The sequence below is a fragment of the Treponema pectinovorum genome, from assembly GCF_900497595.1.
Lineage (GTDB): Bacteria > Spirochaetota > Spirochaetia > Treponematales > Treponemataceae > Treponema_D > Treponema_D pectinovorum.
Genome location: NZ_UFQO01000001.1, coordinates 40,120 through 54,415 on the forward strand (window position 1 = coordinate 40,120; position 14,296 = coordinate 54,415).

Sequence of the window (14,296 nt, forward strand, 5' to 3'; positions counted from 1 at the left end):
GAGCGATAGCGCAATGGCGGAACAGCCGACGGCGCAAGTTTTGCAAGCAAAGCGGACAAAACTTGTGCCGGAACGCCCAATTTTCTTTAAGATTTGCCTGGTGCTAGAAGTTTTTTCGTCAAATAATTGATATTCAACTTTGTAACTTCTTGTGGTAAAATGCGTTAAGATGTTTCAAAAGGGCGCATTTTTTTTAGCAATTTTTATCTTTGTTTGGTGCTTTTTTTCATGTGCAAATTTTCAAAAAAACGAAGGCGAAATTGCGCAGGATTCTCTAAAAGCGCAAGCGGAAAAACTCTATAACGACACTTTTTGGGTCAGCGAAATTGAAAAAGAAAGGCTTACTCGCGATATTTCGTCGATAGAAACCGTTGATAAAGGTGTGAGGATTTTGCCCCAAGTTTTGATAAACTCAACTTATTCTAAAAATCTTGCAAGCGTTTATCCAAGCCTCGAGGGCTTTACTTCGCTTGATTTGACGAATTTTTTGCCAGAAGTAAAATCTTTGACCAAAGAATTTTCGATTGCTCTTTGCGAAGGACAGATTAAGGATTCGATTTTTGAAAGTGAAGACATTTTTGAGGCGGCTCTTTTTTTTAATGATTTACAGGAAGAATGGTTTTCTGTGTTCAAAGAGGAATTCCCATTAAAAGAAGGCGATTCTGAGGAAGAGTCAAATTCAAAAACGGATGAACACAAAATTTCACCAGAGAAATTGCAGGCAAGCGATGAAAAATCGCAATCAGGTGGCGAAAAATCAGACTTGCAGTCAGATTCAAAGAAGGATGATAAATCAAAAGTGCAGGCAGATTCAAAGGTGGGCGAGAAAAAACTAGCGGAGAAAAATGAGACACTTTTTTCATCTTTTGTGATTGGCTGCCCTTACGAGATGAATGGTCTTTACGAAGTGCCTGTAAGATTTTTGCGCGAAAAGCAAGGTTATGTTGATGTAATGATTTTCTTTATTAAAAAAACTGATTCTTGGAAGATAAACCAACTTCAAATTTTAAAGATGGATAGGGGAGAAAAATCATGAACGAGCTTACAGGAATTGAAAGGCAGTTGGTTCTCCAGTATTTGATGGATGCAAATGTTCCTGTCACTTTAACTGAAGAAATTGAAAATCAAAAAGGAAATGTGCAGGATAAAAACGGAAACACCGTTAAGAGTGTTTCGGTCGGTGTATTTCCTGTTGCGCTTCCTAAAGATAGGCTTACAGTTTTAAAGCAAAATATAATCCTATTAAAAAATCCGCCTGAAAGTGTAAAATCTTTTGACGGAAAATCTGTTCGTGTTCAATTTTATTTTAACAAGCTCGGTCTTTATTTTATTACAGAGGTAAAATCTGTAAATTCTGGGCTTGCGCTGGAGATTCCGTCTGTTATAAGAAAAATTGAAGAAGCTCCGAAGAAAAAGTCAGAAAACTTAAAGGCGATTTTATATTATTCTCCAAATTCTATGGAAAGTGCAACTGAATGTGCATTTTTTGAGAGATTTCCACTTTTTGTTTTGCCTGCTTGGTCGGATGTTGAAGAGCAAAATCAGTTGAGCACTAGAAATTATCTTGAGCGTTTTGTGATGCAATGCCGTTCTGATGGAAAACCGATAAGAAATGGGCTTTTTTTAATCAGTGTGTGCAGGTATCTTGCAGAAAATAATGAGGAAAAATCTCCAATTCAGGAGCGAAAAAATCCTCCTGCTTTAATATATATTGATGAGCAGAGGCTCGTTTTTGCGATGAGCAAAGATAATCTCATCATAAAAGAAGGTTTTGATTATGCTATTGTTTTGGGATTTCCCATTCCCACTGGTCCTATAAAAGAGAGAACCGTTTATGCAAACTTTAGAGCAGAAAATATTTTTTGTGATGATTCTTCGCAAAAATTTTGTGCAATCTGTCGTTATACAAGCATAAAAGAAGAGGATGCAAGATATTTGCAGGATAAAAAGAATATTGACAGATAAAATCTAAAATAAAGAAAAAAGCACCTGTAAAAACTAATCTTTTCTATCAGCCTTTAGTGGTGCTTTTTCTTTTATAAAAATCTTGTGGAGTTTTTTTATTCCATAACGATTTTAATTACTTTTTTGCTGCATGGTAAACAGGGTCTTTTATTTCTTTTTTAGGACCGATTTTTTCAAATCCGCAAAGTGGAACTAAAACTTCTGGAACTGTTATGGAGCCGTCTTCGTTTTGATAGTTTTCCATTATTGCAAGCATCGCTCTTCCTACTGCAATCGCCGTTCCGTTTAACATGTGAACATATTTATTTTTACCGTCATCATCGTGGTATTTTACATTTAACCTACGCGATTGGTAATCTGTGCAGTTAGAAGTTGAAGTTACTTCTCCATAGTCGCCATTTGGTTTTTCGTCTGTTGCTCGGCTTGGCATCCAGGCTTCTATATCCCACTTTCTGTATGCAGGAGCACCCAAATCTCCTGTGCAAGTATCTACAACATGGAAGGCAAGTCCCAATCCTGTAAAAATCTCTTCTTCAATTAGGCGAAGTTTTTCGTGAATCTTATCAGAATCTTCTGGAAGGCAGTATACGAACATTTCTACCTTGTCAAACTGGTGAACTCTGTAAAGCCCCTTTGAAAATTGCCCCGCAGCGCCTGCTTCTCTTCTAAAACAGTGTGAAAGACCACAATAGAAAAGTGGAAGGGAAGCTTTATCCAAAATTTCGTCTGAATGGTAGCCGCCTAGAGTAATTTCCGCAGTTGCAACAAGGCAAGTACCTTCATCTTCTATCGAATAAACATTCGATTCATTCCCGCGCGGATTAAAACCTATTCCTTTTAAAATTTCTTCTTTTGCAACATCTGGAGTTATAAAAGTTGTAAAGCCGTGTTTTCGCAATATATTAAGGGCGTACATTATGAGCGCCTGCTCCAAGAAAACCGCTTCGTTTTTTAGATAGTAAAATTTAGAACCAGAAACCTTTGTTCCTCTTTCAAAATCTATCAAATCCAATTCTTCGCCCAACTCCACGTGAGTTTTTGGCTTGAATGTAAATTTTCGAGGTGTCCCAACTTTTTTTACTTCCAGATTTTCAGTGTCGAGTTTTCCAATGGGAGTGTCTGGATGGCACATATTAGGAAGTTGGCGAGCAGCATCGTCTAATTTTTCTTCAACTTCTGCAAGGCGTTTTTCTGCTTCTGCAACTTCTTCTTTTATCTTTTTACCCTCTTCTATGAAGTTTTGCCTTGTCTGTGCGTCCAGTTTTTGCTTCATATTTGTGGCATTTTGATTTCTTTTTTGCTGTAAAGACTGAAGTTCTGTTACCAGGGCAGTTCTTTCGTCATAAAGTTTTACAACTAAGTCTGCATCTGCGACCATGTTGCGATTTTTTATGTTTTGTTTTACTTCATCCAAGTGTTCTTTTACAAATTTAAGGTCTAACATTTTTTCCTCGTAATGCCACAAAAGTGAAACATTCTAAAATATTTTATTGATTTGATACGAATTTTTCAATCAAACTGATTTTTATCGCTAAAGTAAAAATCGCCGTTATTTTATTTCGTAAACTGCATCTACTGTAAAACTTATGGTTGATTTTCCTGCGCTTACAGGGGTTGAAACGGAAATACTCGAAGCTTCTGCATCTGCCATTAGATTTTTTGCCGCATAGGTTCTGTAAACTCCGTAATTATTTTGATGTTCATTTATGGAAATAAGTTTTCCAAGCATTGCACCATCTGTTGTTACGATTAGATTTGCTGTATCGTGTGCATTTTGAACTGCAAGCGTTCTAGCCTGTTTTACATAAACATCATTTTTGCTTATTCCGTATTCAAGCGACGAAAGTTCGTTTGCGCCAGATTTGAGAGCAGAGTCGATTACAGCACTTGTAAGCGATAAATCCTTTACGAAGATTTTTATATTGTTTGAAACGACATAATCGCCAGGAATCGACCTTCCGCTTGAATAATTTGATTCTTGATAAACTGTATAACGCTGTGTTGAAATATTTTCTTTTGAAATTCCAGCGTTAACCACAGCGTCCTGAACTTTCGTCATTTTTTGTGCGTTTTCTTCGCTTGCCTTTAAAACATCTTTTCCGCGAGTGTTTACAGAAAGGATTATAGTTGCATTGTCTGCTTCAACTTCTACCGTTCCTGTTCCGCTTACGCTTACTGTGCGCCTATTATTTTCCATAGTTTTTATGGTACAAGCGCTCAAAAAAAGTGTTACTGAAATAAAAGATATTGTCTTTAAAAGTTTCATTTTTTATCTCCAATGAATTTAATTTTTTTTATCTGCAACGCAGATTTTTAATAAATATTTATATAATAGCGTTCAAGATAGATTTTTCTCCTGTTCGCATTTTGCCAGAATCTGCTCGTTGGGTATTTTTTTATTATCGCCTCGTATGAATCGAGTGCACTTTTTATATTTTTGATTGTGCTGTCCGCTTCTAAAATTTGTGCTTGAACAAAGAGTGCTTCGTCAATCTTTGTGTTTTCGCTGTCCAGATATTCTTGAATTTGACTAAGTGCCTTTTCGTATTCCTTTGCTTCGTATGATTTTTTTGCCTCGTCAAGAAGATTTACAGCTGGATTTTTAACTTGTGAAAAATCTGAAATATCATCGTTTTTTTGATTTTGATTTGCTGAATTTTGTGATTGACCATTTGATAATGGGGCAGAGGAGAAAGTTCTATTTTTGTCAGTTGTTTGAATTACGGTTTTAAGATTATCGTCCTGTTTCTTTTCGCTTAGAGGTACAGAAACCGATAAGGAATTTTCTGTATCTTTTTGAGTAATAGTCGAGTTCTCTTCCGCATTTATTTTTTTAGCGTTACTATTTTTTCCTTTAGAAAAATGCTCTTCGTTTCTAACTGGCTTTGGCGGAACTACTAGCGCATAAGAAGGCGCAACAACTTTTTCTCCTGATTTTGCAGAATCTTCTTCAACTGTAACTTCAAGATAATCGTCTATATATTGGGAAGTTAAAATATCGTTTTTATAAAAATGTAGCAAGGTTTTTCCTTTTTTATAAGAGCGAAGCGTAAATATTGTGTCTTTGCTGCCAAGTTTTCTTCCAAAATATCTGAATAGATTTTGATTTTCGACTTCTCCTATGTAAATCCAGCCGCTTCCTGGATATATAACATCTACATATTGATTGTTTTTGACAGCCATCGCTCGAGAAGGCGTTATCGCTGATGTCTTATTTTGAAAATCCACTTCAGATTCTGTTTTTGAAGTTTCTTGTGCGTCAAAATCTTTATGCAAATCTTCCAAAGGTTTTTCATCTTCTGGCTGTTTTATTGCATCGCTTTCTAATTTTGTTTCGTTGTTTTCGGTTTCGATTTTCTTAGAACTTTCTTCTTGAATAGCATTTATCTCGCCTTCGACATTTTGTACGGAGAGATTTTGTGTTATTTGAAAGTCCTGCTCTTTTGTATCTTGAACTTGAGTTTTTTCATCTTCTGGCCGTGTTTCTTTTTGCAAAGGAAATTCATCTTTTGGCGCTGCGTCAAAAATATCTGGCTCACTAAAAGTTTCTTCGCTGTCTTCTTTTACAGGATTTGGAATTATATCATTTTCGTCGATTTTTTCTGCGTTTTCTTCAAGTTCTTCAAGCGATTCTTTTGTGTTTGAAGGTTCTGTTTCTTCAATCTCGACAGAATCATAATTTTTTTCATGATTTTCTTCATCTTGAGAAATATCTTTTTGAGAAATATCTTCGATTGGCGTTTGTGTCGCTGGAGCAACTTCTTCAATTTTTTTTGTAGAAAGACAGGATGAAAAAACAAGAAAAGAAAAAATTAAAGATACGTATTTAAAAATTTTTTTCGATTTCATTTTGCTCACGGAGCTGCCCCTGTAATTTCTTTTACTATTTTGTCGTTTGTTCGTTCGAGTTCTTTTAAAATCGTCGAATCTGGTTTTGTAAACCATTGTTCAATTTCCTGTTGGCTCCACTGCTTTTTTAAACTTCGCTCAGGATAATAATTTTTTTCAATTTCTGGCCCTTCTGGCAAAAGTGGTTTTGCATCTAAAACAAAATCGGTTTTTTGATACGTTTTTTGTTTTGGCTTTGATGATTGTATAAAGATGACGATGAGTGCAATCAAAAAAAATAAAAGGATAATCAATAGTCCCAAGGAGTAGAGAGGTTTTTTATGAAAAAGTTCAAAAAAATTGTCTTTTAATTCTTCAAAATCAATCATTCTTTTCTGCCTTTAGAGAATCCATTGCTCTTTGGCTTGCAAGTTTTGATTCTTCTTTTATCTTTTCGATTTCTGGATCTGTTATACTTCCGTCTGGATTGTGAATCCTTTTTGCAGGTCTAGGAGGAATATAAACATTTGGCTCTGGCTCAACTTCTTCTTCAATAAAATCCTCTTCGCCGTCTTCTTTTTCAATTTTAATTTCTTTATCAAGGCGCATCGTCATAACTTTGCTTACACCAGATTCCTGCATCGTAACACCAAGCATCGTGTTAGCGCCAGTAACTGTTTTTTTGTTGTGCGTAATTACGATGTATTGAGAAAGCCTTGAAAAAGAACGCAAGGCAGTTACAAAACTTGAAACGTTTTTGTCGTCAAGCGCTGCATCGATTTCGTCCAAAAGACAGAACGGACTCGGCCTTACCTGATAGGTTGCAAATAGCAGTGCGACAGCAGTCATCGTTTTTTCGCCGCCAGAGAGCAACGCAATATTTTGCAATTTTTTTCCAGGAGGCTCTGCATAAATATCTATGCCGGAAACTAGAACATTTTGAGGATCTACGAGACGCAGTTCTCCTTTTCCGCCACCAAAAAGTTTTCGGAACATATTGTGAAAATTCTTTTTTATCTTGTTGTATGTGTCCAAAAACATCTCTGTGGATTTTGTTTTTATTTCTTCTGAAACCCTTATAAGATTTTCCAGCGATTTATTTGTGTCGTCATAACTTGCCTGCAATTTTTCATATCGTTCTTTTTGCTCTTCAAATTCTTCTGGTGCCATCAAGTTTACAGAACCCAAATTCTTCAAATCTTCCCGCGATTGATTCAATTTTTCTTTTAGAGAAGCCGACGACTCTGTTATTTTGTACATCCGCTCTTCAAATTCCATCAAATCTCGGCTGTGCGTATCTATAAAGTTCTGTTTTATATTTCTTATGTCGTTATCGCTTGTTACCAAATCCATCGTAAGTTTTTCGTATTGATTTTGGTTTTTTCGCTGTTCTTCTAATTTTTTGTCCAGTTTTTCCTGAGTTCCGCTTACGGAAGAATTGCAAAGCACAATCTGATTGTTAATATCCGCCATTTCTTCGGCACATTTTTGCCCACGCCTTTCTATAGAAGCCAATTCGCCTTGAATTTCTACAATCTGGTCTTTTAATTCTTCTTGACGGCGTTGTTCTTCTTCAAGTTCCTGCTCATTTTGACGGAAATTGTTCTGCTCATTCACCAGCGAGCGTTTTAAAAGGTCGACGTTTTGCTTTACTCCAAAAATTGCTTGTTGCATCGAAGCCTGTGTAACTTTAAGCTGATTTAAATTTTCGCGGTATTCTTCAATTTTTTTTATCAAAGAAGAATTTTCGTCCCTTAAAGAATGAATATGCTCCTGAACTTTTACAATTTGCCCTTTTAAAGTTTCAATTTCGTTATCGATTGCGCGTTTTTTTGTGATGATTCCCTGTGGAGAAACAAATTCTTCAAAAAAGTTTGGCATCGCTTTTTCGTATTTTGATAAAGATTTTTCCACAGATTCTGCAAGCGATTTTACTTCGGTAAAAGCTTTTATCGCAGATTCAATCATCTTTTCATTTTCTTCTGAGGAATGATTTGCCATCGAAAAGTAATCTGAAATTATGTTTTTTCGTCCTTCAGCAAAGATTTTTAATTTTGCAAGCGATTCTATCAATTCATCTTTTGCCTGCTTTGCAGCGTTTGAAGAAAATCCGGACTCTTTTAATTTTGCATCGAGCTCTTTTACGATATCTTCTGTTATTTCGCCTAATTTTTTCTGTTGATTTGAGATTTCATCGTTTAATTCTTCAATTCTTTTTGAATTTTCATCTGCAAATCTGTCATTTTGTTCCATCTTCGTATTTGCAGAGTTTATGTTCTGGCTTACGGCTTCCATATTTTCTTGTATGCTGTCGAGTCCGCGATTTTTAGAATGGAGGTCGGCTTCTCTCTCGTCAATTTCTTCGTTGAACGTATCGATTTTTTCTTGAATTGAATTTTGTTTTACTTCCAAAATGCCAATTTTTTCTTTTATCTGATTTGCTCTAAGGTTGTATTCCTGTGCCCGCTGAAGTTTATTCGTCTTTTCTGTCTGGACGGTTGCAAGTTCAACTTGAAGAGAATTCATTTTTGTCTGCAAATCTTTTATCTTGTCGTTATTTTCAAAAAGGGAAGACTGAACCTGTTTTATTTCATCTTGAATTTTTGCGCGCTTGGCTTCAAGTTCTGCCTTTACAGCTTCTTGCCTAGCTTTGTCTTGAGTAAACGATTTTAGGCGCAAAAGTTGAATATCGAGTTCATAATTGAAAATATCATCTTTTAATTTTCTATATTGTATTGTTTTTTGGCTTTGAACTTTTAAAGTTTCGTAATTTCGCTTATTTTCAACGAGCGCGATTTCAATTTGTGCAAGATTTTGCCTTGTGCGCATCAGTTCTCGTTCGGCTTCTGCACATTCGGCTTTTGACCTGCTTATTCCTGCGGCTTCTTCAAAAAGATAGCGGCGATCTTCTGGTTTTGAAGAGAGTATCTGGTCGATTTTTCCCTGTTCCATTACAGAGTAGGCTGCTTTTCCAACTCCAGTGTCCATAAAAAGCCTTCGGATTTCTGTTGGACCTACCTGCCTGTTGTTGATGTAGTATTCGTTTTCTCCTGACCGATATAATCTCCTCTTTAGTGCAATCTCCGAATCGTCGAGGGGGAGCAAGCCGTTTTCGTTTGCAATAGTGAGTGTAACTTCTGCGATGTTTAGCGCGGGGCGTGTTTCTGTTCCATTAAAAATTACAGATTCCATCGTATCTGCTCGGAGATTTTTTGCCTTATTTTCTGCAAGAACCCATTTTACAGCATCTACGACATTGCTTTTTCCACACCCATTAGGACCTAGCAAGGCTGTTATTCCGTCTGCAAATTCAATGTGAGTTCTGTCGGCAAATGATTTAAAACCGAAGATATCCAAACTTTTTAGAAACACTTTTTAGACTCCGAGATAATTTTAATTGAAATATCCTACAAATTATAACGATAAAAGAATTGCGTTTCAATTAAAAGCAAAGGTTGGCCTAGACTTCTTCAATTCCGTTTGGGGAAATAAGTTTTCCTTTATAAAGTATTTTGGGATATACAATGATACCGAGTTTTTTTTCTAATTGAGCGTATTTTTTCATTTCAAATACATCGCCAATAACTATGTTTATTCCTGTTTTTCCAGCTCTTGCAGTTCTTCCTGCACGGTGAATAAAAAAATCCTCGTTTGAAGGCAAATCCATCTGAATTATGTGCGAGATTTCTAAAATATCTAAACCTCGGCTAGATAAGTCGCTTGTAACTAGAATTTTTATCTTTCCACTTTTGAATCTGTCAATATTTGATTTTCGCTCGACTTTGTCCATTTTTGCATGCACATAAGAGCAATCAATTCCTTTATATCGCAATTTTGAAACTATATTTTCCACCTGATCGAGTTTACTCGTAAAAATCAGACATTTTGAAGGATTTTCTGCAACCAAAATTTTTCTTAAAGTTTCGATTTTATCGCGATTTTCCGCAAATACCGCCAGATGAGTTATTCGTTTTTTTAAAACATCTTCTGGCGGAAGAAAAAGCGTTTCAACCTTGTGTTCTAAATTTCCGTCAGAACGCAATTTTGTGTCGGAAAGAATTTTTTGAGTGGACTTTGTTATAGTTGCACTCAATGCAATCATCTGCACATTTTTTTTTGGCGATTTTAAAAGAGCAAGGGTTTCATCTTTCAACTCTGGAGCAAGCAATCGGTCAACTTCGTCTAAAACGACTGCGCAGAGATTTTCAAGTTTTATTTTTTTTAGGCTGAAAAGTTCATAAAGTCTTGCAGGAGTGCCAATTATCACATTGGGTTTTTCCTTTAAATTTTCTATCTGCCGTTTTATAGGAGCGCCACCGATTAAAAGTGCCGTCTTTATTGAAGAGATTTTTTGAATTTGAGCTTTTATTTGGCTTGCAAGTTCAAAAGTTGGCGCAATAATCATCAATTTTATGTCTTTTGATTCTTCTTCGCTAAGAATTTTTGTCAGGAGAGGCAAAAGATATGCATAGGTTTTTCCAGTTCCTGTTTCGCTTTGAAAAAGAATGGATGTTCCGTTTTGTATAAGCGGAATCGCCTGTATTTGAACTTTTGTTGGAACTGTTATGTTATTTTCTTCGAGTTTTTTTGTGAGTTCTTCTAAAATATTTAAGGAATGAAAAGTGATTTCTTGAGCCATGCGTAGACTATAGCATAGAAAAATTATGTTTGCTATAATTTTTACCATCATGAATATCGGCATTGATACTTTTGGCTGCGGTCATGGAAAAACAGGTTTAGGTTCATATCTTTCTTCACTTTCTGCACAGTTAAAAAATACCGATAAAAACAAATTTGAACTTTTTGGTTCAGAAATCGACAGATACACCTACGGTAGCGAAACTGGACTCAACTTTTTTTCTGTAAAACTCCCAGACAGCGAACGCGCAGAAATTTTTTGGCACTATGCTTTTGCGAATTTTTTTGCAAAACGCAGGCATTATTCGGCTGTTTTATATACCGCTGGCGCTCGCTATCTTCCTTTTTTTTACAGCATTCCTGGCGTTGCGGTTGTGCACGATGTTGTATCAGAACTTTATCTTTCTGGCGGTTCTGAAAGAAGAAAGGCTAGGGTGATATTTTCCCTCAAAAATGCTTCCAAAATAATTGCAGTAAGCCATTTTATCCGCCGCGATTTGATAAAACTTGGTGTAAAAGACGAAAAAATCGTTGTTGTCTATAACGGAATAAATCATTCTGAATTTTATCCAAGAGAAGATTTAGAGCCAGAATTGATGGATATAAAACCTTTTTCTGTAAAAAAACCTTATTTTATTTATCCGTCTCAAATGTCTGCTGCAACAAAAAAACATGTAGAATTGATAAGGGCATTCAATCTGTTTAAAGAGAGAACTCATCTTGGACACCGCCTAGTTTTAACAGGCAAAGAAGGAAATGTTACTCAAGATGTAAAAAATGAAATTCTAAAATCAAAATTTAGAGAAGATATTTTTATTGTGGGGTTTTTCCCGCACGAAAGTTTTCCGCTTTTGTATTCAAATTCAGAGGGCTGCCTTTTTCCTTCGATAAATGAAGGCGTTGGGCTTCCTGTTTTAGAAGCACTTGCGACTGGAATTCCTGTTGCTTGTTCAAATGCCGGCTCTCTCCCAGAAATTGCAGGCGACAATGCACTCTATTTTAACAGCGACGATATAGAAGAAATGGCAAAAGCTATAGAGTTGCTGGCAGTAGACTCCGCTTTACGAAAAAAATTGAAGGCTAGTGGCATTGAGTGGACAAAGCGATTTAGTTGGGATAAAACTGCAGAAAAAACTATTGAGGTTTTAAAAAGCGTTGCAAAATAAAAAAGCCGAATTTTGTTCAAATCTCAAAACTCGGCTTCGTGTTCTAATATAAAAAAATTATTTATTCTTCATCAACAGCGACGCCATGATGCTTTTGCTGAAATCTCTTTAACATAGCAACGCCATTTCTCTTTCCGTTGTAAACGTAACCGCCGTCCCAGTATTCTAGTGCTGCAAACAAAGCGTTTCCGCCATCCTGGTCGTCAGATTTTTTTGTTCTAAAAGAAACGTAGTTTGCAAGTTCTTCAAATTTGTGATTTTGCAAACAATCTATTCGCTTTCTGTTAAATTCGTTCCAGTTTTCAAGCTCTTTAAAGCCTTCTCCTTCATCTTTTACAATCAGGTGTGCATGCGACGGACTGAACGAATACCAAACTCTAACTTTTTTGTTGATGTCGCAATTATTGCCGTGTTTTACAGCATTTTTTATCACTTCTGAAATTTGCTGTTCAAGAAGGTTTATTTCCTTTATTTCAAGAGGCGCCGACTGTACTATCAAGAGTGTAAAATAACGAATCTGGCGAAAATCGGAAGGAAATTCCTTGTAAAGCATATTTGTTGTATCGAAAAGCGGGTCATTTTCATCCGAGCGTAACTCTTTGTAAAGTTCCATCTTATTACTCCATTTTGTATTTTCTACAAACTCTCTATTCGTTTACCATCAAAAGTGCTTCTTCGATGCTGTTAGCGATTGGGAAATACCCCATCAACTTTGTCAATTCGATAACCTTTTTTACAGAACCGTGAATGTTTGAAATTGCCAATTTTAAATTCATCTTCTTTATTGTAGAGCAGATGTATATAAGTGCGCCAATTCCTGATGAATCGATATAGTCTACCTGTTCAAGATTTATGATGAAATTTTTTACATTCTTTTCCAGCATTTTCATAACTAGTTCTTTTAATTTATACGAATTGTAAAGATCCATCTCACCGTTTACATCAATGATATAAACCTCTCCATTTTTACGAATCTTCAGTTCCATAAGAAAAACTCCTTTTTTATTTACTGAATTTTTATAATTAGAAGTGTCTGATCGTCGTACAGCATTTGTGAACCGACAAACTTCTTCATATCAGTCTTTATCAAGTCCGCCAATAGTGTTCCCGATAAAGCATTGTTTGTTTTTATAAGATTTGAAAGACGACTCATGGAATATTGCTTTCCAGAAGAATCCAACGCTTCAATCAAGCCGTCAGTGAATGTAATTATAATATCCCCTTGAGAAACTGTAAACTGAATATCCTTGTAAGTCGTTGTTTTTTCTACGCCGAGTGGTTCATTAGAAGCAGATTTTCTTTCTACACTGCCTTTTTCTTTTGAATAAAGATAAACACCTGTTGTTCCTGCCGATGAAAATTGAACGGTTTTACTTGCAGGATTGTAATTTATCAGAGCAATCGAAGAAAAGTGCTCAAAATTTGTTTCGCCACAGATTTCTTTGTTTGCAAGAGTTAATATTGTCCCTGAACTTTGCGGAGTATTGACCAATAGGCGAACCATAGAACGAATCATAGACATCACGAGAAATGAGTTTTTTCCTTTTCCTGCAACATCCATCAAGATAAATGAAATTCTATCCTTTCTTGCCTGCAATACATCATATACATCGGAACAAACACCTTCTGTGTGTTCTGTAAAAGACCCAAAAGAAATTCCTTCTAGTTGACCGGTTTTTTTTGGAAGAAGAATATTTTGTAAATCTTCAACTATTTTGCTTTCTTTCGAAATTTCATTTTTTTCATAGAATTCTGCAAAATCTGTAGTAGTTTTTAATGCTACTTCTGCAAAACTTGCTAACAACAAAGCACGGTCAAATTCCTGCTGTGTAAAAGTTTTCCCTAAATTTTTAGAAAGAGCCAAAAGCCCTATTACAATTCCTTTTCCCCTAAGGTGAATTGGAATAAAAATGTATGAGCCAAGTTTTAAGAATTCTTCTGGCCGGTTTTCAAAAATTCTGGAGTCTGTCTTAGGTTCATTTATCATTTCTGCTTTACCAGAACTTGCAACTTCGCCAAATATATTGTCGCGAAGCGGAAACGCTGCAAATTTAAAACTTGTTGAAACTCTCAATTCCTTGTGTGGAATTTCATCTGGAAGTTTATAAGGAGGAGGGAAGTTTCCCACAAATGATTTTACGTTTATGGAATCTTCAAAATCGTCTACCATTAAAATGGCTCCACCATCTGCTCCTGTTACTTCTATGCAACTCCTGTTTATAGTATCCAGTAAATTCTGAAATCCTTCTTTTTTGCCAAAGGCATCGGAAGCTAATTGAGCAAATGAGCGACCTTTTTCTACGATGTTTATCTCTTCTGGGCGCACATCTTCAATTATAATTTCTTTTTTATCTTCTTTTTGTTCTTCTACAACTTTTTTATGAGTTTCTTTGCGAGGTTTCCCAAACGAAAGCATTATCAGATATGGAAGGATTATCAATGAGGCTAGAAGGAGTACTACGACGAAACGCATAATGCTAGGATTTAAAGCAGTGTAAATGCAGTCCGCTATGATGATAGTGATTGAAAGAAATGAAAGTAAACTTACCTTTGCTGTTTTTCGAATTTTGATTATAGCAAGAAAGATAAAAAACACTGCACATAAACCAGCAGTTATAAATAGAGGAATGTAGGCTATTGCATCAGAATTGAACAATTTTTAATTCTCCGTTTTTGATAAAACAGTTTTACTATACATG

The 14,296-nt window shown here is 35.8% G+C and carries 12 protein-coding genes; 3 read left to right on the plus strand and 9 right to left on the minus strand.

Annotated elements, in window-relative coordinates; all coding sequences use genetic code 11:
- The first annotated feature begins 169 nt into the window (after positions 1-169).
- Both FXX65_RS00200 and FXX65_RS00205 read left to right on the plus strand, forming a co-directional pair.
- Positions 170-1,036 carry a hypothetical protein gene (locus FXX65_RS00200; RefSeq protein WP_147614579.1) on the plus strand — a complete coding sequence of 289 codons (867 nt, stop codon included), beginning with the start codon at positions 170-172 and terminating at the stop codon, positions 1,034-1,036.
- Positions 1,033-1,965 carry a hypothetical protein gene (locus tag FXX65_RS00205; RefSeq protein WP_147614580.1) on the plus strand — a complete coding sequence of 311 codons (933 nt, stop codon included), beginning with the start codon at positions 1,033-1,035 and terminating at the stop codon, positions 1,963-1,965. Before FXX65_RS00200 ends, FXX65_RS00205 begins: the two co-directional genes overlap by 4 nt.
- 115 nt (positions 1,966-2,080) lie before the next feature.
- Here FXX65_RS00205 and serS read toward each other — a convergent pair whose 3' ends face one another.
- The 6 genes from serS to FXX65_RS00235 all read right to left on the minus strand — a co-directional run bounded on the left by serS (position 2,081) and on the right by FXX65_RS00235 (position 10,432).
- Entirely contained in the window at positions 2,081-3,409 is a 1,329-nt protein-coding gene (serS, locus tag FXX65_RS00210; protein WP_147612674.1) for a serine--tRNA ligase, read from the minus strand.
- Between the two features lie 105 nt (positions 3,410-3,514).
- On the minus strand, positions 3,515-4,231 hold the full coding sequence (locus FXX65_RS00215) for an SIMPL domain-containing protein (RefSeq protein ID WP_147614581.1): 717 nt from the start codon (positions 4,229-4,231) through the stop codon (positions 3,515-3,517).
- 47 nt (positions 4,232-4,278) lie between these two features.
- Positions 4,279-5,814, minus strand: a complete 1,536-nt coding sequence (locus tag FXX65_RS00220; protein ID WP_147614582.1) for an outer membrane protein assembly factor BamD — start codon at positions 5,812-5,814, stop codon at positions 4,279-4,281.
- A 5-nt stretch (positions 5,815-5,819) separates the two neighbouring features.
- Complete coding sequence (locus tag FXX65_RS00225) at positions 5,820-6,182, minus strand: hypothetical protein (protein ID WP_147614583.1); 363 nt, start codon at positions 6,180-6,182, stop codon at positions 5,820-5,822.
- Positions 6,175-9,165, minus strand: a complete 2,991-nt coding sequence (locus FXX65_RS00230) for a chromosome segregation SMC family protein (protein WP_147614584.1) — start codon at positions 9,163-9,165, stop codon at positions 6,175-6,177. The genes FXX65_RS00225 and FXX65_RS00230 overlap by 8 nt, the downstream gene beginning before the upstream one ends.
- 88 nt (positions 9,166-9,253) lie before the next feature.
- Complete coding sequence (locus FXX65_RS00235; RefSeq protein WP_147614585.1) at positions 9,254-10,432, minus strand: DEAD/DEAH box helicase; 1,179 nt, start codon at positions 10,430-10,432, stop codon at positions 9,254-9,256.
- A 49-nt stretch (positions 10,433-10,481) separates the two neighbouring features.
- Between FXX65_RS00235 and FXX65_RS00240 the strand changes: the two genes are divergently transcribed.
- A complete protein-coding gene (locus FXX65_RS00240) occupies positions 10,482-11,597 on the plus strand; it encodes a glycosyltransferase family 4 protein (RefSeq protein ID WP_147614586.1) in 1,116 nt (371 codons plus the stop codon).
- A gap of 61 nt (positions 11,598-11,658) precedes the next feature.
- Here FXX65_RS00240 and FXX65_RS00245 read toward each other — a convergent pair whose 3' ends face one another.
- From FXX65_RS00245 to FXX65_RS00255, 3 genes are read right to left on the minus strand one after another with little or no spacing between them, the layout of a single operon-like run.
- On the minus strand, positions 11,659-12,210 hold the full coding sequence (locus tag FXX65_RS00245) for an ATP-binding protein (protein WP_147614587.1): 552 nt from the start codon (positions 12,208-12,210) through the stop codon (positions 11,659-11,661).
- Positions 12,211-12,244: 34 nt separating this feature from the next.
- Complete coding sequence (locus FXX65_RS00250) at positions 12,245-12,583, minus strand: anti-sigma factor antagonist (RefSeq protein ID WP_147612666.1); 339 nt, start codon at positions 12,581-12,583, stop codon at positions 12,245-12,247.
- 20 nt (positions 12,584-12,603) lie between these two features.
- A complete protein-coding gene (locus tag FXX65_RS00255; protein ID WP_147614588.1) occupies positions 12,604-14,253 on the minus strand; it encodes a GAF domain-containing SpoIIE family protein phosphatase in 1,650 nt (549 codons plus the stop codon).
- Positions 14,254-14,296: the final 43 nt, after the last annotated feature.